This is a genomic window from Streptosporangium sp. NPDC049078 (assembly GCF_040648855.1).
Taxonomy (GTDB): domain Bacteria; phylum Actinomycetota; class Actinomycetes; order Streptosporangiales; family Streptosporangiaceae; genus Streptosporangium.
This window is the reverse complement of record NZ_JBEZEL010000020.1, coordinates 53,490-76,709: the sequence shown is the minus strand read 5'-3', so window position 1 is coordinate 76,709 and position 23,220 is coordinate 53,490. Positions and strand designations below refer to the sequence as shown.

Sequence of the window (23,220 nt, the reverse complement as noted above, 5' to 3'; positions counted from 1 at the left end):
TCCGGCCCGGGGCGGCCCTCCCCGAGGAGATCGAAGTGCAAGCACAGACTACCGGCCGGGTTCTCAGCCCGGCTTCGCAGACCAGATTCCAGCAGCTCGCCGTCGAGCGCCTCGCCGAGGTGCTGGCCCGCGGCGCCGAGCAGGGTCTGCCGGCCGTGCCGTGGACCGTGACAGCGGCCGGGTGCGGGCTCCGGGCGGACATCAGCCCGGCGATCGCGGACCCGCGCGGCACCCACCTGCTGTGGGTGCGGGCGCTGGGGTTGACGCCGCAGCGGACGGTGCCGGGCCGGCTGACCGCGACGGCTCGCATGGACGGCGTGCAGGTGACGGTCACCACCCTCACGGTGAAGGAGCAGAGCGCATGAGCGAGCGGGAGACGACGACAGCTCACCTGCTGGGGTGGCCGCGCACCGGTGAGCTGACCGTCCGGGATGGGCGGCCGCAGATCGCCATCGACTACGGGTCGGGTCTGCGGGATTGGGCGGATGACGCGGCGTATGCGCGGGCGGTTGCGTCGGCGTGGTCGACGGCGGCTCGGGTGCTGGAGACGGAGGCTGACCGGCGGATCGTGGATGGTTTGGGGCCGGAGCCGGTGGAGCGTCCGGCGGCGCCGGGGGAGACGACGACGTTCCCCGTCCTGGGCGAGGAGCCCGATCCGGCTCCGGAGCTGGTGCCTGCGACCCCGGCCACCAACCTTCCCCAGGGGGTGGCTCCTTTCGGGGTGCCGTGCCCGAAGGGGTGCAGGCATCTGGTGTACCCGGGCCAGAACGGGCCGGTGCACCTGGTGCAGGGCGGCACCGCCGCCGCCTGCCCGCCGCCGTCGGACGACGATCCGGCGCCGACCCGGGTGTTCGACGCCCCGATCTTGGACGCGTCGTGACCGAGACCCCACCCAGCGGCTGCCACTGGTGCGGCATCGACCAGCGCACCCACTTCCAGCGCTGGCACGACACCGCACGCTGGCACCGCTACGTCGCCCCCGCCCAGCATCTGATCAAGGCTCGGATGCTCGCCCGCCGGGAGGCCCGGTGACCGCGCACCTGCTGCACGCAGCCGTCTGGCTGCTGGTGCTGGCCGCCCAGTGGCTGCGATTCCGGCCCGCTGTTCGCCGCCGTGCCGCCGCCTGCCTGTCCCGCCGGTGGCTGTCGACCTGCCGCACTCTCGCCGCGCTGCGCCGCGCGGCTTTCTTCCACCCGTACCAGCCCCACCACGAGAGGACCACCCGATGAGCAGCCCCCGCGACACCAGCAAAACCGACCCCCTCCTGCTCCTGGCCGACGCCATGGGCCCCGGCGGACCGTCTGCCGCGATCGAGCGGCAGGAGAAGCAGGGACAGCTGGAGCTGGTCAGCTCCGCCGTCATCCCGGCCGACCTCAACGGCGGCTCCGAGGACGATCTGAGGGCGCTCGGCTTCACCCTCGGCGACCCGGTCCCCGGCGACAAGCTGTTCCGCTACGCCGACCTGCCCGCCCGATGGAAGAAGGAGGGCTCCGACCACGCCATGTGGTCGTACATCGTCGACGAGCAGGGCCGTCAGCGCTGCTCCATCTTCTACAAGGCCGCGTTCTACGACCGGTCGGCGCACATCAGCGTCACCAGCGTGTACGGCTACGTCAACGAATGCCTGTACGGCGGAACCACGCCGGTCCTCGATGAGTCGTGGGCGACTCGTGAGGCCGTCCTCAAGGCGCTGGAGGAGGTCCGCCAGAGCGAGCAGGAGTCGGTGGAGGTGTGGGCTGGCCGATCTGACTCGTACGCCGCCGAGTACGAGGCGCAGAGTCGCGCGAAGGTCGCCAAGATCGACGCTCTCGCCGCCTCCCTGAACGGTGGTGCCGCCTGATGGCCGCGATCACCGCTGAGCAGCTTGACGAGCTGGTCGACACCGACCCGATCCGGCTGAAGGACGAAGCGATCCGCCTCCTCGCCGAGGTGAAGCAACTTCGCGGCTACCGCGCCGAGCTGATCAGCCTGCACGAGCGGGAAGAGCTGATCTTCGGCGGGTTCATCTGCCTGCACTGCACGCCAGACGACGCCGATGACCCGGACGACAACGTGTACTGGCCGTGCCCGTCGCTGCGCGCCGTCGGCGTCACCGACGAGGAAGCCATCGCGCTGATCACCGCGCACCGGGCCGCCATCGAGGAGAAGGCGCGCCGGGACGCCGAGGCTGCGAAGGACGGCGGTGAGCACCGTGGCTGAGCACCGCAAGCTGACCCAGGCCGAACTCGTCGCCGAGCTGTGCGACCGCTTCGGCGACGACTGGAGGAAGTGGGCGTTCCGATGCCCCCGCTGCTCCGACATCGCCACCGGCCTCGACATCTCCATCGCGCTCACCAACTACCCCCGCAAGGGCCACGACGGCCAGGAGGTGCTGGCCTCCACTGTCCTCGGCCAGGAGTGCATCGGTCGCATCCTCCGGCCGCAGGGCGAGGAGCGCGGCTGCGACTGGGCCGCCTACGGCCTGCTGCGCGGCCCGTGGGAGCTGGTCCTGCCCACCGGCCAGAGCGTGTGGTGCTTCCCGATCGCACCTGCTGCCGCGCACCCCGCCCCTTGAACGCCGTGAAGCCCCGCCCGCAGCTATCGGGCGGGGCTCACCCCGAACCCTACGGAGAACCCATGAACAACCCCAACCCGCCGCTCACCGCCGAACGGCGCGCCGAGATCCACGCCCGACACCAGGCACTCGTCAAGCACAGCGCCGCTGGCGACTGGCGCTACGACGGCAGCGACGCGGTCCACGTCTTCCCCGCCGACGGCCGCGAGGCCGAGCTTGTCGCCACGGTCTGGGGTGAGGACGGATCCGACGACGAGGAGAAAGCGCTCGGCGAGTGGATCGCACACTCCCGCCGCGACGTGCCGGACCTGCTCGCCCAGGTCGCCGACTACGAGAACCGCATCACCTGGCACACCACCTGCCAAGGCTGCGCCGGGCACCTCGACCGGGAGTACGCCGCCGACCACCGCGCCGCCCAGGCCACCAAGCAGCTGGCCGCCGCCCGGGTGGACGCCGCGAAGTGGGAGGCCGTCGAGTCCATCATCCGCCGCGCCGCAGACCACGGCAGCCCCAGCGTCGACGTCGACGACCTCCTCGAAGCCGCGCAAAACGCCGTCCAGCAGCACGTCGAGAACCTCGCCGACCAGACCGGGCTGCGCAGCCTCACCACCGGACCCGGCGGCCACGCCGTCGACATGGAGCCGCCGCACGAGCTGGTCGTCGCCATGGTCGAGCAGGCGAAGCAGATCCTGGGCGACGCCCCGAACTACACGGAGACGCCGATCACGCTCACCGTGAAGGCTGCGGGCGAGGTCGAGCGGTACGCGTTCACCGTGCAGCGGGTGGGCGGGCTGACGCCGCATGAGGCGCGCGAGAAGGCCGAAGCCGAACGCGACCGCCTCCGCCACGCCCTGGAGCGGGCCACCCTGTCGGTCGAGCACGACCCCGACTCCTCCGCCTGCCGGGAACGCCCCGGCCACCAGGAGCAGCTCAGCCCCTGCCAGCAGCGGCCCGCCGAGCACGCCGAGGACTGCCCGGCCTGCGAGGTACTCGCCGTGCTCCAGCCCGAGCCCGCAGGGGAGGCCGACCGTGGCTGACGTCCTGGACCTCATCCTCCGCATCATCGGCGCCCTCACCCTCACCACCATCGCAGCCGTCCTCGTCGCCCTGCTCGTCATCGACCTCCGCCACCACCGGCGCGGCCTCCAACGCCCCGCACCCGCACCCAAGAGCGAAAGGCCGTGGGACTGATGAACGACCTCATCATCGCCACCCTGCTGCTCGCCGGGGTCGGCCTCGACATCGCCCGGCAGGTCCTCGTCGCCATCGGCGAACTTGAGCCCGACCCGGCCGTCGAGGCTGCTCTCCGCACCCGCCTGCGCTCCGCCGACCGAATCCCCGTCGCCGACGCACTCGAGCGAATCCGCCACCGCACCGCCAGGCGCTCGAGGAGGCGGACACCGTGATCCCACTCCTCACAGCCATCAGCTTCGGCGCCGTCGTCGCCGCCATCGCAGCCGCAGCCCTCGGCCACCCGCCCTACATCCCCGCCCTCGCCGCAGGAGTAGCGCTCGCCGCCGGAGTCGCCGCCGCAGGCCTCACCCTCACCACACCCGCCGAGCCCGTGAGGGCTCCCACCGCCGTCACGGAGACCCACACATGACCGCCATCCACGCCGTCGCCGTAGCCCCACAGGGCCCGGCGGAGGGCACCCCGCCCCGCATCGTCGGCATCGACGTCAGCCTCGCCTCCACTGGCGCCGCCGGCCCCGGCTGGATCCAACGCATCACCAGCAAAGGCAAGCGCGACGACAACCTCTCCACGAGATGGGTGCGGCTTCGGCAGATCGCCAACACCGTCGAAGACCTCGTCGCCGCCTCCGAAGTCCTCGACGTCGAACAAGCCGACCTCGTCGTCATCGAACAACCCGCCTACAACACGCCCGGCGGATCCACCCACGACCGGTCCGGCCTGTGGTGGCTCGTCGTCGACCGGCTCCGCTATCTCGGCATCCCCGTCGCCGAAGTGTCCCCGACCGCCCGCGCCAAGTACGCCACCGGCAAAGGCAACGCGGGCAAGGACGCTGTGCTCGCCGCCGTCGTCCGCCGCTACGGGCACCTGGCCGACATCGACGGCAACGACGTCGCCGACGCGTTCGTGCTGCACGCGATGGGCATGGACGCGGCCGGCCACCCGCTCGTCGCCGTGCCCGCCCTGAATCGGGAGGCGCTCGCCAAGGTGGCCTGGCCGCAGGCGGTGGCGTCGTGCTGACCCTCACCATCCCCCAACGACTCCGCCAGTTCCGCGAGGACCGCGACCTTTTCCAAGAGCACATCGCCGCCGAACTCGGCGTCTGCGTCAACACGCTCAGCAGGTGGGAGAGAGGAGTGGGCAGCCCACGCGTCCACCACATCGCCGCCTACGCTCGCCTGGTCGACAAACGCCTCGTCATACGACGAGGACAGGTCGTCATCTGCGACGCGCTTGATGCCCTCCCGCATCTGGGTGAGCTTCGCCGCCGCGCTGGCGTGTCCCTGGCTGTGGTCCGTGAGCGGATCCACTGCACGCCCAGCACCCTGGAGAGCCGTGAGCGCCAGATGCGGCGAGGAGGGGTGAGGCTGACGACGCTGCAGCCGTACCTGGCAGCGCTCGGCTACACCCTCGACCTCATCCCCGCCGCCCCCGCCGAGCAGGTGGCGGCATGAGCAGCTCCACGACCGCGGCTCGCCGCCAAGCCGACCGCGCCTACGCCAACCGCCGCAACAAGCTCATCGCCTACGGCCAATGGCACCCCTACACCGACGCAGAACCCGCCCGCACCCACGTCCGCACGCTCATGGCCTACCGCATCGGCACCTACCGCATCGCAGAACTCGCCGACGTCCCCCGCAGCGTCATCTGCCGCCTCCTCTACGGCGAACCCCACAACAACCGGCCACCACTCCAGCGCATCCGCCCTGACGTGGAACGCAAACTCCTCGCCGTCCAAGCCGTGCCCGCCAACCTCGCCCCCACCCGCACCATCAACGCAACCGGCACCCGCCGACGCCTCCAAGCCCTCGTCGCCATCGGCTGGTCACTACGGACCATCGCCGACCGGCTCGGCATGAGCCACGTCAACGTCGCGAAAATCGCCAGAGCCGGCATCACAGCGGTTTACCCGGCCACCGCAGACGCGGTCACCGCCCTGTGCGAAGAACTGTGGAAGCAGCAGCCGCCAACCACCACCACCGCTGAGCGGATCTCCGTAGCCAAGGCGCTCAAGCATGCCGCCGCGCACGGCTGGGTGGTGTTGGCCTGCTGGGACGACGACACCATCGACGACCCCGACGCCACCCCCAGCTTCGGCGAGGCGCGCGGGCGGGGCCGTCCGCCTGCGGGAGACGACCTCTACAAGCGGTGCCCGGACTGCGGGCAGACCAAGCCGCTCGCCGAGTACGCGATCAACCGGGGCCGCCCGGGCGGCCGGCACGGGTTGTGCACGTACTGCCAGCAAGACCGCAGAGGTAGTGCCCTCCGAGCCAAGGACGGGAGCGCCGCCGCATGAGCCACTCCGACTCCCTGCGCTACCACGACTCCGAATGGATGCTCCAACGCGAGATGCGCTTCAACGACGCCCTCGTCCAAGCAGCCCGCCGCCGCCCCCGCAAAACCCGGGACCGCGGCAACCAAGCCGGCATGGCCGTGCAGCCCCTCACCGCCGCCGAACAGCAGGCCGCCGCAGAACAGGTCCGGGCCGTCGCCGCCCGCCGCCGCTTCACCCCGGACACCGTCGCTGAACTGCTGGACATGCTCGGCCTCACCACCCGCCAGGAGGCGAACCGATGACCATGACCGACTGGATCCGCCCATGGTGGCCCGGCACGACCGGCGACCACGTGCGCGCCAACTGCCCCACCCTCGCCGCCGAAACTTCCAACCCGGTCGAAGGCGCAGGATGGCTCAACCCCGGCAGCGGAGACGGCCTATGCGAGAGCTGCTTCTCCTGGAACGTCACCTGCCACTGCGGCGCCTCCCTCACCCAGGAAGACGGGGCCGGGCCGCACGACAAGGCGAGCGCGCAGGCGTGGATGAAAGACCACTTCTGCCTGCCCTCGTTCCGCTACCTCCCCACACCCCGCACCGCGGCCGCCGTTGTGCCGGCCGAGGGGCAGCTCGCCCTCTTCGACCTGAAGGACGCCGCCGCATGAAGCTCACCATTCCCCACGACGTCCTCGCCGAGGGTGTCGCCTGGGCCGCCCACGCCCTCACCAACCGGCCCGCCGTCCCCGTCCTCACCGGACTCCTCCTCGAAGCCGACGGCGGCGAGCTCACCATCAGCGCCTTCGACTACGACACCAGCCGCCGCGTCAGCATCAGCGCCGACGTCGCCGAACCCGGCAAGGTACTGCTGCCCGGCCGCGTGCTCGCCGAGGTCGTCAAGTCGCTGCCCAAGCAGCCCGTCACCCTCACCCTGTCCGGCGCCGAGATCACCATCACCTGCGGGTCTGCTGAGTTCGTGCTGCTCACCATGCCCGCCGACGACTACCCCACCCTCCCCGACGTGCCCGAAACCGTCGGCGCCGTCGACGGCCACGCGTTCGCCGCCGCCGTCGCCCAAGTCGCCCCCGCCACCGCGCACGACGACAAGCTGCCCATGCTCGACTGCATCCGCGTCGACCTCACCAACCAGCAGATCACCCTCGCCGCCACCGACCGCTACCGCATCGCCGCCACCCCCCTCGCCTGGGAATCCCACACCTTCGTCGACACCGGCGTGATGATCCCCGGCCGCACCCTCGCCGACATCGCCAAAAGCCTGCCCGCCGGACCGGTCAGCGTCGGCCTCACCGACGGGCTCGCCGCCTTCACCGGCAGCGGACGCACCACCACGGTTCGGCTCATCGACGAGAAGTTCATCGACTACAACGCCCGCCTCCAGCTCAGCGACTTCACCATCTGGGCTGGCGTCGACGCCCAGGCGCTCGCCGCCGCCGTCAAACGCGTCTTCCTGGTGGCCGAACGCCACACCGCCGTCCGCCTCTCCTGGACCGACGGCGAAGTCCTCGTCCAGGCCGGCGGAGGCGACACCGGCCGCGGCGCGGAGACGGTGGCCGCCGAACTCGACGGCGCGCCGATGGAGATCGCCTTCCAACCCCGGTTCCTGCTCGACGGCCTCAACGGGGTCGTCGGCCGGGCCCGCATCGGCATGACCACCGGCGCCCGCCCCGCCCTCATCGTCCCCGCCGACGGAGGCGACACCCCCGCCTACCGCTACCTCGTCATGGCCCTCCGCCTCTCCTGACCCTGCCGCCCCGCGGGCCCGGCCACGCGCCGGGCCCCTTCCCCTTTCGGAGTAGCCGATGAGCCGCATCGACCTCACAACCCGCGACCTGCACGAACTGTTGAATCCGGTCTTGCCGCACGCCGGCACCGACCCGGAGACGCCAGAGCTGAACGTCGTCCTCCTCGAAGTCCGCAGTGACGTCCTGTACGCGGTCGCCACCGACCGGTACACCCTCGCCGCCGCCCGACACGAACTCGACGAGGCCGCCGACGACGCCGCGGTGGCCATCAGCCGAGACGACGCCGTCGCCATGTTGAAGCTGTTCAAGCACACGAAGAAGCTGGACCCACAGCTCCAGCTGCTCATCGACAAGGTCCCCGTGCCGGCCAGCCCGCGCGGCGACACCGTGCAGTCTCTCGGCCTCACCGTTACGTCGGAGGACGGCACCCGGCTCGTGTTGCACGGGCGCGGCCACGGCCCCCTCAGAGGCTGGCGCAGACTCATCCGCCCCGTCGTCGAACGCGCACCCGCCCCCGCGGCGCCGCTCCTCGCCCTCACCCCCACTTACCTCGCCCGGTGGGCCAAGGCCACCGGCCCCGGCGAAGTCCTCACCGTCCACGTCGGCCCCGAACCCGTCGACCCGATCCTCATCCAGGTGGAGCACCGGGTCATCGGGGTGCTCATGCCCGTCGGACACCTCGACGCCGGCGAAGCCGTCGCGGGCAGCCCGTGGCCGGACGAACTCGCCGACGACGGAGACGCTGAGGCGGAGGAGGTGCTGTTCCGCAGCCCCGCCGCGCCGGAGCCCGCCGCGGGGGACGACGTCGAACTCCTCGCCCAGGCCGCCGAACTCGTCGTGTCCACCCAGTTCGGCTCCACCTCCATGCTGCAACGCAAGACCCGCGTCGGCTTCGCCACCGCAGGCCGGCTCATGGACCAGCTGGAGCAGCGCGGCATCGTCGGACCCGCCGAAGGGTCGAAGGCGCGCGAGGTGCTCGCCAGCCCCGACCAACTGCACCAGGTGCTCGCCGACATCCGCGGCGCCAGCACCCAGACGCTCGACGACGCGTACGCGGCGGTGAACGCCTGATGAGCCGCAACCTCACCGTCTACCGCACCACCAACCCCGACATCCTCGCCACCCTGCACACGACACTCGCCGCGATCGAAGAGTGGCAGCCCAAGGTCGAAGCCCTCATGGAAACCCTCGGCGTCGGCGGCCGGAAAATCTGGTATGACGCCGTCACCGGCCAAGTCCTCGGCGTTTCCCGCGACGGCGACATCCCCGAGCACTGGCGCTACGACCAGCGCACGGGCTACCTCATGCCCCGCCGCTCCACCAAGCAGGGCAAGGCGATCGGCGCCCGCCTGGACGCCATGCGGCGCCCTGACCCGCGCGCCCTCAAGGGCATGCCCAGCCAGACCTTCGCCGCCGCCGAACCGGCGCTGCTGACGTGCAGAGTCGACGAGATGGGCGGTGCCCTGTACGTCACCTGGAGCGCGCCCATCCACGAGCGCGAGGTCGACCTGAGCCTCTGGCAGCGGGTGAAGCTCAGCGAGTACTACGCCGTCCTCGAAGCGCAGGAAGCCGCCCAGGCCGCCCAGGAGTCCGCAGGGGAGGCTCCCGGTGCTTGACCCCGCCATCGAATGGCTCGAAGACCAAGCCCGCGCCTACGACGAAGCCCACCAGGACCCCGCGCTCCGCAGCACCCTGCCGCCCGTCCCCGCCTACCTCACGCAACCCGGGGTGGAGCAGGAGCCACCCCTCACCCTCACCACCACCGTCCTCGACAACGGCACCACCGCCCACATCGCCGTAGAAGGCGCCATCCCCGACGGACTCATCACCGCCCTCAACGACCTCGCCCAGGCGTTCCAAGGCGACCACAGCGGGGCGGAGGCCGCCCCGTGACCCGCCGCCTCCGCGCCCTGCAGCGCTTCATCGCCGACGTCCGCGCCTGGCGGCAAGCCCGCCGCGACTACCAAGCCCTCTGCGACGAAGGCCGCGCCCCACGCCTGGAATTCAGCGTCGGCATCCACCCCGACGACTACGAGTGGACCGGCATCAACGGGGTCACCGCCCTCAAGACCACCGTGCCGCTCACCCCCCGCGGCAAGCAGTACATGGCCGGAGTCATCCACGACATCGAACGCACCTGCATCCGCGCCGTCCTCGACACCAACCAGCGGGAGGCCGGCCGTGGCTGACGCCCTCTTCGACCTCGGCGAGGTCACGCCACCCGCCGAGCCCGCTGACCCGAAAGGCATGCGCGAGCTCCTCTTCGGAGGCCTCGTTGCCGAACTCGAAGCAGCGGTCGCCGACGAAACCCCGGACTTCGCCGAAGACGAGTACCTCCGCGACCCCGACGGCACCCCGCGCTCCGGCTCCCCCTACTGGCAGGCACACCAGCGCGCCGGAGGCCTCCGCGCAGCCCTCGGCATGGTCCGCAGCAAGCTCGCCACCCACGAGGAATACCTGCGCTTCGAGCGGGAGAACACCCGCCGCACCTGGACAAACATCGAGCTCACCTGCGAACGCCACCGCGACACCTGCCCCCGCTGCACACAGGCCACCCAGGAGAAGTGGCGCACCCAGCGCACCGAGGCCCGCCTCGAGAAAGTCCGCGCCACCTACGTCGTCGGCCTCCACGACATCCTCAACGCCCTCGACAGCCCGACGACGACCATCACCCTGCCGCAGGTCCGCGCCGCCCTCCAACAACTCCAGAACGCCGCACACCGCACCTGGACCAAGGCGGAACCCCATGAGTAACCGCTACGGCCCCGCACCCGCCGGCCAAGGCTGGACCGACATCCGCCTCATCGGCGACCCCGACGACATCGAAGCCTGGGCCACCCTCCTCCACCACGGCACCGACGTCTGGGAGGACTCCGAATCCAAACCCGTCCGCAACCAGCCCGGCATCGTCCGCCGCTACATCCGCGCCCGCCTCAACCAGGAGGCGGCCGATGCCTGACCCCACCCCCACCACCAGCCCGGCCGCCACCCGCGGCCGGGCCTGCCGCCATTGGATCAGCGACGAACACCGCCACTGCGACTCCACCACCAACATCCGCCTCTACATCGCAGGCAACCGCTGCCCCCACCACACCCCCGCAGCCCTCGCCGGCCAACCCGAACCCGGCGCCACCGCCTACTGCCCACCCGCACGCTGCCTCTGCGGATCGTGCCCCTCCTGGCGGCCCTACAACGCCTACAACACCACCGCCGACTCCTGGGTCACCGACGCCCGCAACATCGCCACCGGCAAGAAACGCGCCTCACCGACGATCCAGGAAGCGGCAAAACGAACAGTGCAGGCGCAGAAAGACCGCGAACAGCGACTCCGGAAAGGAAAAGGCTCGGCCCACCGCCTCCTCGAAACCGGATCCCGCAACCACACCGGCAAAACCCTGATCTGGGACACCCTCGACAAGCGCCTGGCCGCACACCCGGACATGATCGTCGTCCACGGCGCCTGCTACCCCGACGAAGACGAACACGGCAACCGGCCGGATGTCTCCGCCGACTGGCTCACCCACCTGTGGTGCCTCGCCCGCCAAGTCCCCGACGAACCACACCCCGCCGACTGGCCCACCTACCGTCGCGCCGCCGGCCCCATCCGCAACGGCGAAATGGTCGCCGCCGGCGCCGACGAATGCGTCGCCTTCCCCGAAGGCGCCAGCACCGGCACCCGCGACTGCATGCGGCAAGCCGCCGCAGCCGGGATCGACGTCGTGGAGGTAACCGCGTGAACGCCGGAACGATCCGGAACACCCCGGAACACCACGGAGACGCCGATGGGCTGGGTCAGCAGCTGCTCCACCTGCCGACGCCCCGCCACCCTCATCATCACCGGGCGCAGACCACGCCTGACTTTGTACAGCGCCCTGTCGTGCGACCGCTGCGCGCCACGACACCGGGCCAACGCGGCGAAAGCCGGACCCGTCGTGGAAGAACCGCACGGGGAGACGATGCAGGACGGGCTGTTCTGAACCAGGGCTCAACGCGCAGGCGGGGCGAACTCACCCGGAAGCTTCGGAACCCACAGCTTCACTCCACCAGCCGCCTGAACCTTCTCCGCCAACTTCCTGACCTGCGTCCTGGTCGTCCTCAGACTCGCCTGCAAGAAGGTGGCCAGCCCCTCGTCCGGAACATCCCCAGCGACGAGAAAAAGGAGCTGCAGCTCCGTCGGAGTCAACCCCTCCGCCTCGTCGAAAGTACGGACCGGCGGATCAGGCGAATGGGCGAGCGTGTTCCGCGCGTCCTTCAGGATTCTTCTCTGCTGCAGCCCCTCGTCGGAACGCTCGAAAGCGACATCCCCAGGGCGGGCCGGCAGAGTCGCGCCGCGCTCGCGCACAAACCAGCGAATGAAGTCACGGATCACCTGGGAGCGGTTCCGGGCGCCGACCAGCCGGCCGAACTCCGCCCACAGATCCTCCTCGACCCGGATCGCGTGCCGGGGCGTGTGGGTATCGGTCGAGTCGCTCACGTCGCACATCGTAGCCGGGCGTGTATGCACACCAGCCCGCACGGAGTAGCCCTGTGTCTGCACACTGACTATGATCGTGTGCAGACACAGAATCGGCAACCAGCCGACAAGACACCACAACACAGCTCGCCAAGAGCTCTACTCCGCACGCCCGGAGGTGGTCTCCGAAGACCGGCCCCGCCCCGACCCTGACCACCAACCAGCACAAGCACCATGGGGGACCGGTTGACCACCGAGCCAGAAACGATCTGGGACCTCGAAGCCGAGCAAGCGGTCCTCGGCACCTGCATGACCGTGCCCTACATCGTCGGGCACATCCGCGCCGCACTCCCCGAACCGCGTGCCTTCTGGCGCCCCCAACACCAGATCGTCTACGCCGCGATCCTCGACCTCTTCGACCAGGACGCCCCCACCGACACCGTCGCCGTCAAGGACTACCTGCACCGCGCCAAAACACTCGGCCAAGCCGGAGGACACAAATACCTCCTCACCCTCGACCGCGCCGCGCTCACCGCCGGAGACCCCGCCTACCACGCGCGCATCATCGTGCGGCACTGGCGCAACCGCGAAAGCATCTACCAGGCCGACCGCACCATCCAGGAACTGCAAACCCTCGACCCCGACGACGGGCCCGACCGGCTACGTGCCCTCGGCGAACGCCTCCTCAAGGCCGCCGACGACCTCGCCCCCAACCGGCCCACCGCGGATGAGGACCGCTTCCCCCGCATCGACTGGAAAGACGCGTTCGCCACCGACTTCTCCGAAATCGACTGGCTACCCGGCCGGTTCATGGAACGCGGCCAGCAGGCTGCCCTCGTCGGCGACGGCAAGGTCGGCAAAAGCATCTTCACCCTGCACTGGATCTGGTGCGCCATCACCGGCCGCCCCTGCCTCGGCGACATCCGCCGCGAACCGATCAACGTCCTGTACTTCGACCGCGAAAACAGCCTCCGCGACATCGTCACCCGGCTCACCGCGTTCGGCGCCACCCCCGACGACCTCGACGTGCTGCACGAGCGGTTCGACTACCGGCTGTTCCCCCGCTTCTCCGGCGCCCTCAACACCTCCGAGTCCGCCGCCGCCGAACTGCTCGCGATCGTCGCCGAGCGGCCACGCGACGTCGTCATCTTCGACACCGTCAGCCGCTACATCTCCGGCAAGGAAAACGACTCCGACACCTGGCTGGACCTGTACAGCCGCATCCACGCCCCGCTGAAGGGGCAGGGCATCGCCAGCGTCCGCCTGGACCACTTCGGCAAGGACACCGAGAAGGGCAGCCGCGGGTCGTCGGCGAAAACCCAGGACGTCGACCACGTGTGGGAGCTCACCGCCTACGACGAAGCGCGCGGCTACTCCGAAAGCGTCGAGACGGTCACCACCCGGTTGAAGATGCTGCGCACCCACACGCGGACCGGCCTCGGCGAAGAGGTCTTCCACGTGACCCGGCGGGGTGAGAAGGAGCGGGGCGGGGCGTGGCTGCCTGGCCGTACCCGGCATGAGCTGACGGATTCGTCGACGGCTGACGCGCACCGGTTGAAGATCCAAACCTACGTTGACGATCTTGTGATGCGAGGGGTTCCCGGCGGCATGGGCCGCGAAGCGCTGAAGAAATGGGCGCGCGAAAACCGGGTGTCGCTGCCCGGAAAAACCGAGGCGATTTCGGAGATCGTCGCGGCGTTGAAGGCGGCCCAGAAGGTGGCCTCATGAGCGTTCGAATTGTGTCCGGAATGACTCGAATTGTCTGTCCCCGTCACTATCCCGTTTTTACCTGTCCCCTTGACTGTCCCCACCTGTCCCCTGACAACACAAAACCCCAGGTCAGACCTGCACCCCTACCTGTCCCCACCTGTCCCCGGCCAGTACCTGTCCCCTGTCCCCTCCCTATAGAGGAGGGGACAGGGGGACAGGCGTGGGGACATGCGACCCCCGAACGGACCCAAAACATGATCATTAAAGCCATTCCCACCCGCTACGCCGGCTGCTGGTTTCGGTCCCGCTTGGAAGCCCGCCACGCCGTCCTCTTCGACAACCTTGGCATCCGCTGGCAGTACGAACCCGAGGGCTACCTCATCGGCCCCGACCACGACCGACGCCCCTACCTGCCCGACTTCTACCTCGAAGACCTCGACGTATGGGTCGAAGTCAAAGGCGACCGCGCCGCCACCGACCTCCGCCTCCTCGCCTACGCCGCATCCGCCACCTACGGCCTGCCCAAAGCCGTCGGCGCATGGAGGCTCCTCCTACTCGGCAACCTGCCCCGCGTCGACCGCGGCTGGGAGGTGTGGCACCACGCCATCGTCAGCCACCCCAACAAGTACGGCTGGGAAGGCGCCAAGCCCGGCATGCTCACCCAGCACCCCGTCTGGTTCAACGGCGACATCATCGAAGCCGGCTACCAGGGTGTGAAAACCCGCCCCGGAACCAGCGAGATCAGCGGGTGGGTTGCACCTGGCCTCATCGTCGGAACCGAAGACGACGACTTCGCCTCGATGAACGACCACCCCGACTTCTGGCGCTTCGACGCACACGTCCGCCGCGAGCACAGCCTGTGGCCCGCCGAATGGGCCGCCTACGCCAAGGCCCGCTCTGCCCGTTTCGAGCACGGCGAGAAGCCATGACCCCCAACCCGGCCGTCGCCGACCGAGCCCGCCTCCTCGCCGACGCAGCTCCTGGCGGCAGTCTCGCCCGCCGTACCGCGGGCTGTGTGGTGGTCGCCTACTCGACGACCCGGACGGATGCGCACGCGCGGAAGGTGCTCGCCGAACTGCCCGAAGACCTGCGGGCCGAATGCGACGCCCTCGCCGATGAGATCACCAGCAAGCTTCAGGAAGAAGAATCATGACCACGCCGAAGCCCCCCACCATCTGGGTGCAATCCGACCCACTCCCCAACGGCACCTACGCCGCCGCCATCCACTACAACGACGACACCGCCCGCATCCTCGACCGGCCTGCAGGCCTCGCCTACGCCGCCGAGGTCGTCGCGGCCGCCACCTACGCCGAGCACGACGCCGCCGTCCTCCGGCAACTCGTCGCCGCCGGCGTCGACCTCCACGCCGCCGGCCACACCATCTCCGCTCTCCGAGTCGACCGGCCGCCCCTCAACGACGGGGCGACCGCGCCGCTGCGCCTGATCCCTGGCATCGCCACCAGCGGCCGTGGCTTCCTGCGCGTCGACATCGCTGGCGAGCAGGTCGGCCAGTGGAGCCCCGCTGATGCCCGCGACCATGCCTCCAACGTGCTGACCGTGCTCGCCGCCACCACCCTCGACGCGGCTTACCGCCGCCACCTGATCGGCCCGCTCGGCTTGGATGAGGCCCGCGCCCGGATCGTCGTCGGCGACCTCGGCGACCACATCCGTGCCCTCACTTCGCCCGGCGGCCCGTCGTGACCCGCACCCCGGTCCTGCCGGAGCAGGACGCCCTCTGGGCACTCCCTGAGCCCGCCGTCCCCGCCCAGGCCGCCCCACCGCCGCTCCGGAAGCCGAACCGCTTCCACACCCTCGACCTGCCCGCCCCGTTGCGCGGCGTCTGCAACCCCCGCTGCCTCGTCTGCGGCCGGGACGAAGACGACGGCCTCTGCTCGCCGTGCTCGGTCGTCTGCATGCCCGGCGGCGGCCCCGTCGAGGTGTGCCTCATCACCCGCTCGGCCACCGCGCGCCCCGCCGGCGACCGGCTCGTCGCAGTCACCTGCCCCTGGTGTGATCGCGTCCACTGGCACAGCGCCCTATCCGTCGAGCCGGTGCGCAGCGGGCAGTGCGGGCGACCGTACGTGCTCCGCACCCCTCAGGCGGGCCTCAGATCAACGCAGAGCGACGCACACGCCTCCCTGGAATCCCAGGGGACCCCCGCTGTTCCGCGAGCCTCACGGGCAACTACAGGCCCTCACATCCACGGAGACGCATCATGACCAGCCGCCACGACACAGAACGAGCCACGACACACAACACCCCCGAAACCACCTACCACCGCACCGCCGACATCCCCCTCGACGCACTCACCCCGTTTCCCGGAAACGCGAAACGCGGAGACGTCAACGCCATCCTGGCCAGCCTCCGCCGTAACACTCAGTACCGATCCCTCGTCGTGCGGGAGATCGAAAACGGCCCGCTGATCGTGCTGGCAGGCAACCACACCATGCAGGCATTCACCGCCCATGGCCCTGGTGACTGCGGTCAAACCGCCAAGATCGGCGACGTCGAACAGCCCTGCGGCGTCTGCCGCAACCAGGCGGCATGGGAGCTAACCGCGCGCTGCGAGATCGTCCGATGCGACGACGACACCGCTCGCCGCATCAACCTCGCTGACAATCGCACCCCCGAACTCGGGGCGTACGACAACGCTGCTCTCGCGGACCTTCTCGACGCCCTCGGCGGCGATCTCGACGGCACCGGTTACACCCGCGTCGACCTCGACGAACTCGAGGAGTCGCTGCGCCAGGCCGTTGGTGGTCTCGGAGGCAACCCCGCGGATGAGGATCGCGACGAGGTGCCTGAGCCGCCCGCGCAGGTGGTGACGAAGCCGGGCGACGTCTGGCTGCTCGGCCCGCATCGCATCATCTGCGGCGACTGCCGCGACCCGAAGGTCCTCGACCGGCTTCTCGCTGGCGCGAGCATCAACATGGCGTTCACATCGCCGCCATACGCCTCCCAGCGCACCTACGACGAGTCCTCCGGGTTCAAGCCGATCCCGCCGGACGAGTACGCCGACTGGTTCGACGCTGTGCAGGCCGGCGTCCGCGCGCACCTCGCGGTGGACGGCTCCTGGTTCGTCAACATCAAGGAGCACTGCGAGGACGGACAGCGGCACCTGTACGTCAAGGACCTGACGATCGCACACGTACGTCAATGGGGCTGGCTATTCGTCGACGAATTGTGCTGGGTCGACACGAAGAACGGCGTCCCTGGTGGCTGGCAAAACCGGTTCAAAGACGCATGGGAACCGATTTTCCACTTCACGCTTTCCAGGAAGGTCAAGTTCAACGCCATGGCTAATGCTGTGCCGAGCAGCGAGGCTTTCGAATATGCGGCCGATAACCCGAAGTCAACGACAGGCTCAGGCTTCCTTGGGACTTCGGCTGGGAGAGAGTTCTCGGAAGGGCTCGCGCGCCCTTCGAACGTCATGCAAATCGCTGCGTCTGCCGACAGAGGGTTAGGCCACAGCGCTATGTTCCCTGTTCCGCTGCCGGCGTGGTTCATCCGCGCCTACAGCGATGAAGGCGACGTCGTGTTCGACCCGTTCATGGGATCCGGCACCACCCTCGTCGCCGCCCACACCGAGAACCGCGTCGCGTACGGCACCGAGATCAGCCCCGGCTACGTCGATGTCATCTGCCGCCGTTTCCAACTGCTCACCGGCACCCAGCCCATCAACGAAGCCACCGGCCAACCCGTCGACTTCACCCAGGAGTAGCGCTGTGGCCAACCGGAAATTCGTTCCCACCGACGACACCATTCAACGGGAACGGAAGGTGCTCGAGCTGCGCCGTGCCGGCGTCACGTTCGACGCGATCGCCGAACAACTCAACTACGCCGACCGTGGCGCCGCACACAAGGCGTTCAAGCGGGCGCTGATCCGCACCTTGCAGGAGCCGGCCGCGGAGCTGCGGGATCTGGAGTTGGACCGGCTCGACCGGCTGCAGGTCGCGATGTGGGCGCAGGCGATGCGCGGTGACGTCCAGGCGGTGGACCGGGTGTTGCGGATCATGGAGCGGCGGGCCCGCCTCATAGGACTCGACCACGCTGACGGTGTCGCTGAGCGGCAGGTGCGGCTGCAGGAGCAGCAGGGCGCAATGCTCGCCGATGTCATCCGCGGCGCATTGGATGCGCACCTAGCCCGGGTGCTGGGTGTGCTTGGGGATCAGCCCGAGGCCGACACAATCCGCCGGTCATGGCCGGGCTGGGTGGAGCAGATCGTGCCCGCTCAGATTGAGGCGGTCGCCGGAGGTGAGCGGTGAACCGCGAACCTCGCACCGCCGCGTTCCTCCGCCACGCTGCCAGCGCCGACCAGGCCGCCCACAACGTGCCGGCCCGCGGCGTGCCCCTGCTCGCCACGATCGCTGACACGTGCCGGGCCGCGGCCGACGTGTACGCCTCCGATCCGACGTTGGACGGGTGCCCGGCTGGCCGGGAGCGTGACCTGGACCTGGTTGAGGAGTTGTGCCGGCAGATCCGCTCCCTCATCCGGTCCGCCGTCTCCGGCCGTGGGGCTGCCCGGTGGCCGGTGGAAGACCGCTGGGCGGAGGCGGAGGCGTTGACGGCCCGTCTGCCGGTCATCCTGGGCCGGGCGCGGGCGGCGGCCCGGACCGACCACGACACCGTCGACGGGTGCCGGGACATTTCCCGCCTCTGGCTGACCGCCGCGTCCGGCGGGATTCGCGCGGCGGGTGAGCAGTTGCGGGCCGCGATCGGGCGGGCTGGCGGGCTGCCGTATCCGGCGCCGGAGGTGGCTGAGCTGGCGGTTCTGGCTGAGCAGGTCATCGGGCACGCCGACAAGCTGGAGGCGGGCCGTGGCTGACATGGAGAACCCCATCGCGCCGTCGTGGGAGCAGGAGTTCATCGCCCGTGTCACCCAGGCGTTGACGGCGGAGCACTACGAGCACGGATTCCGGCCTGCCGCGGTGGACGTGTCGGGCAGTGATGGCGCCCGGTGGAGTGAGCACACCTGGGAGGACGCCGTCAGTGTGCGCGGGGTGTGCCCGTGCGGGGTTGAGGTGAACGCCTACGAGTCGGGGCCGGAGGACGTGGCCGAACTCCTGCGGAAGATCACCAGCGGGGGTGAACGGCATGGCTGATATCCCCGACGCCGCTGTGAAAGCCGCCGCTGAGGCGATGCTCGACGCCCACGACTGCGAGCACCTCCGCACCGACCCGTACATGGAGCGTTGCTTCCCCTGCGACGCCCGCATCGCGTTGGAGGCTGCGCTCCCGCACCTCGGCCTACCGGTCCGCCGCCCGCGCACGATCTGCCCGGCCTGCTCCCGCGAGGTCGTACGACGAGATGACGACAACCCCGTCAGCCACCCCACCCGCGACCGAGCCACGGCATGCGAGCACGGTCATTGCCGGGGCGGATGCCGAGGGTGCCGGGCATGAGCATCCCCGAAGACGCCGTGCGTGCCGCCGCTGACGCGCTTTCCCGCCGCTTGTGGTCTGGCCAGCCCGAGTTCGGGACGTGGATGGAGAACGACGAGGACCTCGCGCGGGCTGCTGTGGAGGCTGCGGCGCCGTTGATCGCCGCAGACTTGGCCCGCATCCTCCGCGCCGAAGCTGCGCGCGGAGAGTACGCGGCTCCCGCCCGCCAGCAGCTCACCTACCGGGGCGGGCTGGAACGCGCCGCCCACATCGCCCTCGCCACCTACCCGAAGGAGACCTGATGGCTGACCTTGAAGCCGTGCTGAGGAAGCTGGCCGCCCTGGCAGATTCCGACCCGCACGAACGCGTCTACGTGTGGCGGCAGATCCTCGACGGGGTGCGCCGCGAAGGCTTCGAAGCGGGCTACACCGCGGGCCGCCGGGACATGGAGCTGTCCGAGCAGATCGCCCAGCAGGAGGCGAAGAGCGATGGGTGACGACCTCCGCTCCCGCATGCGCGTAGCCGTGCCCTTAACCGTGGCTGGGCTCGTCGCGAACCTCGCCTGGCTGCTGATCGATGTCGCTACCCGGTTCGCACTCATCCAGCAGTGGGCCGAAGTCGCCGCTTACATGCTGCTCGGGACGGTCTTCTGGTACGTGGCCATCTGCAGAGCGCTGTCGCAGGAGGCTGGCCGTGACGCCTGAGCAGCGGACCCGCGCAGTCGTCCACAACGCCGCTTCCCGGGCCTTGTCGGCGTCCGGTCACTGGATCCCGCTCACCGGCCGGATCGCCATCACGGAGGCGGTGCTGGCCGCGCTCGCCGAGCACGGCATGGTCGTCGCCCCGCGGTGTGGTTGCGGCCAGCCGGTCGGCCAGTGCGAACTGTGCGACGGGCCGCGCTGTTGGCGGTGTAACCCGTGGTTCGATCCGCCTCGGGTGCCGTGCGGCGGCTGCCCGGTGTGCGCGGGCCGGATCGTGGGCGGCGACGGCGAATGCTGGTCCGCGTCCTGGCGGTGCGACCCCGCCCGGCACACGCCACGCGCCGCTGTGAGCGTTTCTCCGCCTACCCCTGACCCTAGACACCCGCAACACCCTGTACGGCCCGCCACGGGCGCCACAGGGGTGCGCAACCACATCAGCGACCCCGCCACCCCTGCCGGAAACGAGGTACCCCGATGAACCGCCCCGACCTGATCCCGCTTCTCGGTAAAACCGTCGAAGTCGTCGGCACCATCAACGGCGGCTCCTGGACGGGCACTCTCGTGGGCCTCCACGAACACCCCACCATGATCATCGACCAGGCCGACGGGCTCCGCCGCATCCTGCCCCAACACTTCACCGTCACCGAACGGATCACCGCCGACAGAACGAAGGGCACGGGCACGCCCAAGCGGACCCTTGTGATCGCCCACAGCTCGTCGGCTGCCCGCACCCTCGCCGCCGAACTGATCGCCGAACACGGCCTCGACCCGGCCGAGACATACCCGCTGGCCGTAGGCGCCGCGCCACGCTCCCGCCCGTACGCCGCCGCGGTCCTCGCCCTGCCGCCGCGCGGCCTCAGCTGGGCTGATGTCGCATGGGTCGAAGATGCCGTCCTGGTGCGGCTCAAGCGTGGCGCTGAACTCGTCGTCCGCCCCAACCCGCGCAAGGACACCCCGGCGCACCGACCGCCGCCGACCGACGCTGGCGAGCCCGCCCTGGTCGAGCGGATCGCGGAGGCGATCGAAGCCCTCTGCCCGCACCCCGACGTCGACCACGCCGGAGGTCACTGCCCGTACCGGGAAGCCGCCGCCACCGCACGGAAGATCGGGGCCGCGTCGTGACCGTCACCCTCACCAAGGTCGTCCAGACCTGCCCGTCCCTGCCCTCCCAGTGGAACGCGTGGGATGCCGTCGGCCGCTACTACTACCTGCGGTTCCGGTCTGGGCGGGGCACCGTCGACACCTACGACACCGCTGATCACGAAACGTGGGCCACCGCGCCGGACGGCGCCGTCGCCTACTTCGAACACGGCGACGACGGCGACAGCCACATCACCCTCACCGACTTCCTCACCGCCGCCGGACTGGAACTGGCGCCCGACGCGGAAGTCGTCCCGATGCCCGAACCCACCGCCACGAAGGAGACCTAACCATGGGCACCTCAACCGACGCGATCCTCGCCTACGGCTACGACCTCGGCTGCGGCGACGAATGGAAGTTCCGCGAGGTCGGCGAATACGGCGAACCCGTACTCGACTGGTACGACGACGAGGCCGACGACACTTTCGCCGACCAGGCCGAGAAGCGCCTGCTTGAGTCCGTCGGATTCGCGGAGGAATGGGCGCCGGACAACGGCTACTGGGACCGCAAGAAGGAAGCCGAAACCCGTCTCGGCATCAAGATCGAGACGTACTGCAAGGACGACTACCCGATGTACGTCCTCGCCGCGAAGGTCATCACCGTCTCCCGGGGCGACGTCGAGATCCTCAACCTGCCCGCCCTGATGGACGAGCCCACCGAGCACGGCTGGGACCACGGACTCCGTACGGCCCTGACCGTGCTGGGGATCACGCCGACGCAGGAGCAGCCCGCATGGGTCCTCTGCTCCTACTGGGGGTGACCATGACCAGCTTCGGCTACACCGGTCCCGCCACCCTCATCATCGGCGGCAACGAACTCCACATCACCGTCCGCATCGGCGTCGAAAGCGAAGCCGTCAACGGCTTCGTCACCCGCCGCTGGTGGGCCGACCTCACCTTCCACCCGTTCACACCACCGAACGAGGACGCCCCGTGCAGGCTGCGGCTCCCCGACGGGCGGGAAGGCTCCGGCCACCTGCCCGCCGGGGCAACCCGCATGGTCGGCGTCAGCTTCCCGCCCAACGCCCTACCGCTGCCCGACCGGGCCGACGACATCGAAGTCCACGCCGTCGACGAGCGCGGCCGCCACATCACCCGCATCATTCCCGGCCAGCCGCCTGCCACGGATCACACGCTCATTCCCACCGCCGAACTGGAGCAGCTGCGCCTCGACGGGCGGAACGCCGAAACCCTCCGCAAGGACAACACGCAGCTCCGCGAAGAGGTCACCCAGCTCCGAATCAACGCCGAGAAAGACGTCTGCTCTGGCTGCATGCAGCGCGAGGAGCAGCGGGACCGGTGGATGGAAACCTGCCGCCAGCTGGGCGTGAAGCTGGGGGAGGTCAGGACTTCCTGCGATGAGATGAACGAGCGGGCGCAGGCGGCCGAGGCCGAGGTCGCCCGGCTCCGCGCCGGCGAATCCCCGAACCCCGCCCCCGAAGGCGTTCAGCTCACCCCCGCGCAGTGGATCCACCGGTGGAACCAGGCCACCGCCGACGAACGCCTCGCCAAGGTCGAGCAGATCTTCAACGACGGCGCCGCCGTGATCCGGTGCCAGCAGCAGGACCACGGCGCCGCACTCCACGAACTCGCCGACGCACAGCAGATCATCAACCGGATCCGGCAACTCGCCGACGTCTACAACCACGGCGCCAACACCAGCCCCGACCCCGCCACCCGGGCCTGGGCCGCGTCCATCGTCGAGGACCTCCGCGCAGCCCTCAACGGGACGGAGGCCCAGCCATGATCCGCTTCCCCGCCTGGCTTCACCGCCACCGGCCAGACCCGCGCTGGCGCCCCGAGTTCGACACCCTCGCCCAGTACAACGCCGAACGGGCACGCGGCATCCAACACACACCGGAGTGGCAGGCCCGCATGGCCGAACTCCAAGCCCAGTTCAACGCCGCTTACCACGGCAGCGCCTCACCGACCGCATCATCCGGCAGCGCCGCCGACCTCTGGGATCACGCAGCTCAGAAATGGGAGGAAGCCGCCGCCGCATGGCAGCGCGTCCTCGACAACCGCAACAACGGCGCGGGGTCGCGGTGACCCGCGC

General features: G+C 69.9%; 43 protein-coding genes and 1 pseudogene. 43 read left to right on the top strand and 1 reads right to left on the bottom strand.

Annotation, left to right across the window (positions count from 1 at the left end; all coding sequences use genetic code 11):
* The first annotated feature begins 35 nt into the window (after nucleotides 1-35).
* From AB0B90_RS30600 to AB0B90_RS30480, 25 genes and pseudogenes are all read left to right on the top strand, one after another.
* Nucleotides 36-365 carry a hypothetical protein gene (locus tag AB0B90_RS30600; protein WP_362926011.1) on the top strand — a complete coding sequence of 110 codons (330 nt, stop codon included), beginning with the start codon at nucleotides 36-38 and terminating at the stop codon, nucleotides 363-365.
* The gene (locus AB0B90_RS30595; RefSeq protein ID WP_362926010.1) at nucleotides 362-880 is read left to right on the top strand and encodes a hypothetical protein; all 519 of its coding nucleotides are present in this window, start codon (nucleotides 362-364) and stop codon (nucleotides 878-880) included. Before AB0B90_RS30600 ends, AB0B90_RS30595 begins: the two co-directional genes overlap by 4 nt.
* On the top strand, nucleotides 877-1,032 hold the full coding sequence (locus AB0B90_RS30590; RefSeq protein WP_362926009.1) for a hypothetical protein: 156 nt from the start codon (nucleotides 877-879) through the stop codon (nucleotides 1,030-1,032). The genes AB0B90_RS30595 and AB0B90_RS30590 overlap by 4 nt, the downstream gene beginning before the upstream one ends.
* Complete coding sequence (locus AB0B90_RS30585) at nucleotides 1,029-1,229, top strand: hypothetical protein (protein WP_362926008.1); 201 nt, start codon at nucleotides 1,029-1,031, stop codon at nucleotides 1,227-1,229. The genes AB0B90_RS30590 and AB0B90_RS30585 overlap by 4 nt, the downstream gene beginning before the upstream one ends.
* On the top strand, nucleotides 1,226-1,840 hold the full coding sequence (locus AB0B90_RS30580; protein ID WP_362926007.1) for a hypothetical protein: 615 nt from the start codon (nucleotides 1,226-1,228) through the stop codon (nucleotides 1,838-1,840). The genes AB0B90_RS30585 and AB0B90_RS30580 overlap by 4 nt, the downstream gene beginning before the upstream one ends.
* Complete coding sequence (locus AB0B90_RS30575; protein ID WP_362926005.1) at nucleotides 1,840-2,199, top strand: hypothetical protein; 360 nt, start codon at nucleotides 1,840-1,842, stop codon at nucleotides 2,197-2,199. Before AB0B90_RS30580 ends, AB0B90_RS30575 begins: the two co-directional genes overlap by 1 nt.
* The gene (locus AB0B90_RS30570) at nucleotides 2,183-2,554 is read left to right on the top strand and encodes a VVA0879 family protein (RefSeq protein ID WP_362926004.1); all 372 of its coding nucleotides are present in this window, start codon (nucleotides 2,183-2,185) and stop codon (nucleotides 2,552-2,554) included. The genes AB0B90_RS30575 and AB0B90_RS30570 overlap by 17 nt, the downstream gene beginning before the upstream one ends.
* A gap of 62 nt (nucleotides 2,555-2,616) precedes the next feature.
* On the top strand, nucleotides 2,617-3,591 hold the full coding sequence (locus AB0B90_RS30565) for a hypothetical protein (protein ID WP_362926003.1): 975 nt from the start codon (nucleotides 2,617-2,619) through the stop codon (nucleotides 3,589-3,591).
* The gene (locus AB0B90_RS30560) at nucleotides 3,584-3,745 is read left to right on the top strand and encodes a hypothetical protein (RefSeq protein ID WP_362926002.1); all 162 of its coding nucleotides are present in this window, start codon (nucleotides 3,584-3,586) and stop codon (nucleotides 3,743-3,745) included. The genes AB0B90_RS30565 and AB0B90_RS30560 overlap by 8 nt, the downstream gene beginning before the upstream one ends.
* Complete coding sequence (locus AB0B90_RS30555; RefSeq protein WP_362926001.1) at nucleotides 3,745-3,960, top strand: hypothetical protein; 216 nt, start codon at nucleotides 3,745-3,747, stop codon at nucleotides 3,958-3,960. The genes AB0B90_RS30560 and AB0B90_RS30555 overlap by 1 nt, the downstream gene beginning before the upstream one ends.
* Complete coding sequence (locus AB0B90_RS30550) at nucleotides 3,957-4,157, top strand: hypothetical protein (RefSeq protein WP_362925999.1); 201 nt, start codon at nucleotides 3,957-3,959, stop codon at nucleotides 4,155-4,157. The genes AB0B90_RS30555 and AB0B90_RS30550 overlap by 4 nt, the downstream gene beginning before the upstream one ends.
* The gene (locus AB0B90_RS30545; RefSeq protein ID WP_362925998.1) at nucleotides 4,154-4,765 is read left to right on the top strand and encodes a hypothetical protein; all 612 of its coding nucleotides are present in this window, start codon (nucleotides 4,154-4,156) and stop codon (nucleotides 4,763-4,765) included. The genes AB0B90_RS30550 and AB0B90_RS30545 overlap by 4 nt, the downstream gene beginning before the upstream one ends.
* On the top strand, nucleotides 4,759-5,199 hold the full coding sequence (locus tag AB0B90_RS30540) for a helix-turn-helix transcriptional regulator (RefSeq protein ID WP_362925997.1): 441 nt from the start codon (nucleotides 4,759-4,761) through the stop codon (nucleotides 5,197-5,199). The genes AB0B90_RS30545 and AB0B90_RS30540 overlap by 7 nt, the downstream gene beginning before the upstream one ends.
* Entirely contained in the window at nucleotides 5,196-6,041 is an 846-nt protein-coding gene (locus AB0B90_RS30535) for a hypothetical protein (RefSeq protein WP_362925996.1), read from the top strand. The genes AB0B90_RS30540 and AB0B90_RS30535 overlap by 4 nt, the downstream gene beginning before the upstream one ends.
* Complete coding sequence (locus AB0B90_RS30530) at nucleotides 6,038-6,322, top strand: hypothetical protein (protein WP_362925995.1); 285 nt, start codon at nucleotides 6,038-6,040, stop codon at nucleotides 6,320-6,322. Before AB0B90_RS30535 ends, AB0B90_RS30530 begins: the two co-directional genes overlap by 4 nt.
* The gene (locus AB0B90_RS30525) at nucleotides 6,319-6,684 is read left to right on the top strand and encodes a hypothetical protein (protein ID WP_362925994.1); all 366 of its coding nucleotides are present in this window, start codon (nucleotides 6,319-6,321) and stop codon (nucleotides 6,682-6,684) included. Before AB0B90_RS30530 ends, AB0B90_RS30525 begins: the two co-directional genes overlap by 4 nt.
* Nucleotides 6,681-7,778, top strand: coding sequence for a DNA polymerase III subunit beta (gene dnaN / locus AB0B90_RS30520; protein ID WP_362925993.1), 1,098 nt, complete (start codon nucleotides 6,681-6,683; stop codon nucleotides 7,776-7,778). The genes AB0B90_RS30525 and dnaN overlap by 4 nt, the downstream gene beginning before the upstream one ends.
* 796 nt (nucleotides 7,779-8,574) lie before the next feature.
* A pseudogene (locus AB0B90_RS30515) lies at nucleotides 8,575-8,850 on the top strand (DNA translocase FtsK); the annotation flags it as partial.
* Nucleotides 8,850-9,395 (top strand): hypothetical protein, encoded by a 546-nt coding sequence (locus AB0B90_RS30510; RefSeq protein ID WP_362925992.1) that lies wholly within the window; start codon nucleotides 8,850-8,852, stop codon nucleotides 9,393-9,395. The pseudogene AB0B90_RS30515 and the gene AB0B90_RS30510, both read left to right, overlap by 1 nt.
* Nucleotides 9,388-9,672 carry a hypothetical protein gene (locus AB0B90_RS30505; protein ID WP_362925991.1) on the top strand — a complete coding sequence of 95 codons (285 nt, stop codon included), beginning with the start codon at nucleotides 9,388-9,390 and terminating at the stop codon, nucleotides 9,670-9,672. The genes AB0B90_RS30510 and AB0B90_RS30505 overlap by 8 nt, the downstream gene beginning before the upstream one ends.
* Nucleotides 9,669-9,968, top strand: coding sequence for a hypothetical protein (locus AB0B90_RS30500; protein ID WP_362925990.1), 300 nt, complete (start codon nucleotides 9,669-9,671; stop codon nucleotides 9,966-9,968). Before AB0B90_RS30505 ends, AB0B90_RS30500 begins: the two co-directional genes overlap by 4 nt.
* Nucleotides 9,961-10,533, top strand: coding sequence for a hypothetical protein (locus tag AB0B90_RS30495; RefSeq protein WP_362925989.1), 573 nt, complete (start codon nucleotides 9,961-9,963; stop codon nucleotides 10,531-10,533). Before AB0B90_RS30500 ends, AB0B90_RS30495 begins: the two co-directional genes overlap by 8 nt.
* The gene (locus AB0B90_RS30490) at nucleotides 10,526-10,738 is read left to right on the top strand and encodes a hypothetical protein (protein WP_362925988.1); all 213 of its coding nucleotides are present in this window, start codon (nucleotides 10,526-10,528) and stop codon (nucleotides 10,736-10,738) included. Before AB0B90_RS30495 ends, AB0B90_RS30490 begins: the two co-directional genes overlap by 8 nt.
* Entirely contained in the window at nucleotides 10,731-11,516 is a 786-nt protein-coding gene (locus tag AB0B90_RS30485; RefSeq protein WP_362925987.1) for an SLOG family protein, read from the top strand. Before AB0B90_RS30490 ends, AB0B90_RS30485 begins: the two co-directional genes overlap by 8 nt.
* A gap of 45 nt (nucleotides 11,517-11,561) precedes the next feature.
* Complete coding sequence (locus AB0B90_RS30480) at nucleotides 11,562-11,756, top strand: hypothetical protein (RefSeq protein WP_362925986.1); 195 nt, start codon at nucleotides 11,562-11,564, stop codon at nucleotides 11,754-11,756.
* Between the two features lie 8 nt (nucleotides 11,757-11,764).
* On the opposite strand, the gene AB0B90_RS30475 is transcribed toward AB0B90_RS30480, so the two are convergent.
* The gene (locus tag AB0B90_RS30475; RefSeq protein ID WP_362925985.1) at nucleotides 11,765-12,253 is read right to left on the bottom strand and encodes a hypothetical protein; all 489 of its coding nucleotides are present in this window, start codon (nucleotides 12,251-12,253) and stop codon (nucleotides 11,765-11,767) included.
* Between the two features lie 213 nt (nucleotides 12,254-12,466).
* Between AB0B90_RS30475 and AB0B90_RS30470 the strand changes: the two genes are divergently transcribed.
* From AB0B90_RS30470 to AB0B90_RS30385, 18 genes are all read left to right on the top strand, one after another.
* Nucleotides 12,467-13,960, top strand: coding sequence for an AAA family ATPase (locus AB0B90_RS30470; RefSeq protein ID WP_362925984.1), 1,494 nt, complete (start codon nucleotides 12,467-12,469; stop codon nucleotides 13,958-13,960).
* Nucleotides 13,961-14,196: 236 nt separating this feature from the next.
* Nucleotides 14,197-14,871, top strand: a complete 675-nt coding sequence (locus tag AB0B90_RS30465; RefSeq protein WP_362925983.1) for a hypothetical protein — start codon at nucleotides 14,197-14,199, stop codon at nucleotides 14,869-14,871.
* Nucleotides 14,868-15,095, top strand: coding sequence for a hypothetical protein (locus tag AB0B90_RS30460; protein WP_362925982.1), 228 nt, complete (start codon nucleotides 14,868-14,870; stop codon nucleotides 15,093-15,095). Before AB0B90_RS30465 ends, AB0B90_RS30460 begins: the two co-directional genes overlap by 4 nt.
* Nucleotides 15,092-15,643 (top strand): hypothetical protein, encoded by a 552-nt coding sequence (locus AB0B90_RS30455; RefSeq protein WP_362925981.1) that lies wholly within the window; start codon nucleotides 15,092-15,094, stop codon nucleotides 15,641-15,643. The genes AB0B90_RS30460 and AB0B90_RS30455 overlap by 4 nt, the downstream gene beginning before the upstream one ends.
* The gene (locus tag AB0B90_RS30450) at nucleotides 15,640-16,161 is read left to right on the top strand and encodes a hypothetical protein (protein ID WP_362925980.1); all 522 of its coding nucleotides are present in this window, start codon (nucleotides 15,640-15,642) and stop codon (nucleotides 16,159-16,161) included. The genes AB0B90_RS30455 and AB0B90_RS30450 overlap by 4 nt, the downstream gene beginning before the upstream one ends.
* Nucleotides 16,158-17,663, top strand: coding sequence for a site-specific DNA-methyltransferase (locus tag AB0B90_RS30445; protein WP_362925979.1), 1,506 nt, complete (start codon nucleotides 16,158-16,160; stop codon nucleotides 17,661-17,663). The genes AB0B90_RS30450 and AB0B90_RS30445 overlap by 4 nt, the downstream gene beginning before the upstream one ends.
* 4 nt (nucleotides 17,664-17,667) lie before the next feature.
* Nucleotides 17,668-18,207, top strand: a complete 540-nt coding sequence (locus AB0B90_RS30440) for a hypothetical protein (protein ID WP_362925978.1) — start codon at nucleotides 17,668-17,670, stop codon at nucleotides 18,205-18,207.
* Nucleotides 18,204-18,767 (top strand): hypothetical protein, encoded by a 564-nt coding sequence (locus tag AB0B90_RS30435; protein ID WP_362925977.1) that lies wholly within the window; start codon nucleotides 18,204-18,206, stop codon nucleotides 18,765-18,767. The genes AB0B90_RS30440 and AB0B90_RS30435 overlap by 4 nt, the downstream gene beginning before the upstream one ends.
* A complete protein-coding gene (locus AB0B90_RS30430) occupies nucleotides 18,760-19,044 on the top strand; it encodes a hypothetical protein (RefSeq protein ID WP_362925976.1) in 285 nt (94 codons plus the stop codon). Before AB0B90_RS30435 ends, AB0B90_RS30430 begins: the two co-directional genes overlap by 8 nt.
* Entirely contained in the window at nucleotides 19,037-19,345 is a 309-nt protein-coding gene (locus AB0B90_RS30425; RefSeq protein WP_362925975.1) for a hypothetical protein, read from the top strand. The genes AB0B90_RS30430 and AB0B90_RS30425 overlap by 8 nt, the downstream gene beginning before the upstream one ends.
* Nucleotides 19,342-19,626 (top strand): hypothetical protein, encoded by a 285-nt coding sequence (locus AB0B90_RS30420; RefSeq protein WP_362925974.1) that lies wholly within the window; start codon nucleotides 19,342-19,344, stop codon nucleotides 19,624-19,626. Before AB0B90_RS30425 ends, AB0B90_RS30420 begins: the two co-directional genes overlap by 4 nt.
* Nucleotides 19,626-19,820, top strand: a complete 195-nt coding sequence (locus tag AB0B90_RS30415; protein ID WP_362925973.1) for a hypothetical protein — start codon at nucleotides 19,626-19,628, stop codon at nucleotides 19,818-19,820. The genes AB0B90_RS30420 and AB0B90_RS30415 overlap by 1 nt, the downstream gene beginning before the upstream one ends.
* 28 nt (nucleotides 19,821-19,848) lie before the next feature.
* Nucleotides 19,849-20,028: a hypothetical protein gene (locus AB0B90_RS30410; protein ID WP_362925972.1), complete on the top strand. Its 180-nt coding sequence runs from the start codon at nucleotides 19,849-19,851 to the stop codon at nucleotides 20,026-20,028.
* A 471-nt stretch (nucleotides 20,029-20,499) separates the two neighbouring features.
* Nucleotides 20,500-21,147: a hypothetical protein gene (locus AB0B90_RS30405; RefSeq protein ID WP_362925971.1), complete on the top strand. Its 648-nt coding sequence runs from the start codon at nucleotides 20,500-20,502 to the stop codon at nucleotides 21,145-21,147.
* Entirely contained in the window at nucleotides 21,144-21,455 is a 312-nt protein-coding gene (locus tag AB0B90_RS30400) for a hypothetical protein (RefSeq protein ID WP_362925970.1), read from the top strand. The genes AB0B90_RS30405 and AB0B90_RS30400 overlap by 4 nt, the downstream gene beginning before the upstream one ends.
* 2 nt (nucleotides 21,456-21,457) lie before the next feature.
* Complete coding sequence (locus AB0B90_RS30395) at nucleotides 21,458-21,925, top strand: hypothetical protein (protein ID WP_362925969.1); 468 nt, start codon at nucleotides 21,458-21,460, stop codon at nucleotides 21,923-21,925.
* Nucleotides 21,898-22,911 (top strand): hypothetical protein, encoded by a 1,014-nt coding sequence (locus AB0B90_RS30390; RefSeq protein WP_362925968.1) that lies wholly within the window; start codon nucleotides 21,898-21,900, stop codon nucleotides 22,909-22,911. The genes AB0B90_RS30395 and AB0B90_RS30390 overlap by 28 nt, the downstream gene beginning before the upstream one ends.
* Nucleotides 22,908-23,213 carry a hypothetical protein gene (locus AB0B90_RS30385; RefSeq protein WP_362925967.1) on the top strand — a complete coding sequence of 102 codons (306 nt, stop codon included), beginning with the start codon at nucleotides 22,908-22,910 and terminating at the stop codon, nucleotides 23,211-23,213. The genes AB0B90_RS30390 and AB0B90_RS30385 overlap by 4 nt, the downstream gene beginning before the upstream one ends.
* Nucleotides 23,214-23,220: the final 7 nt, after the last annotated feature.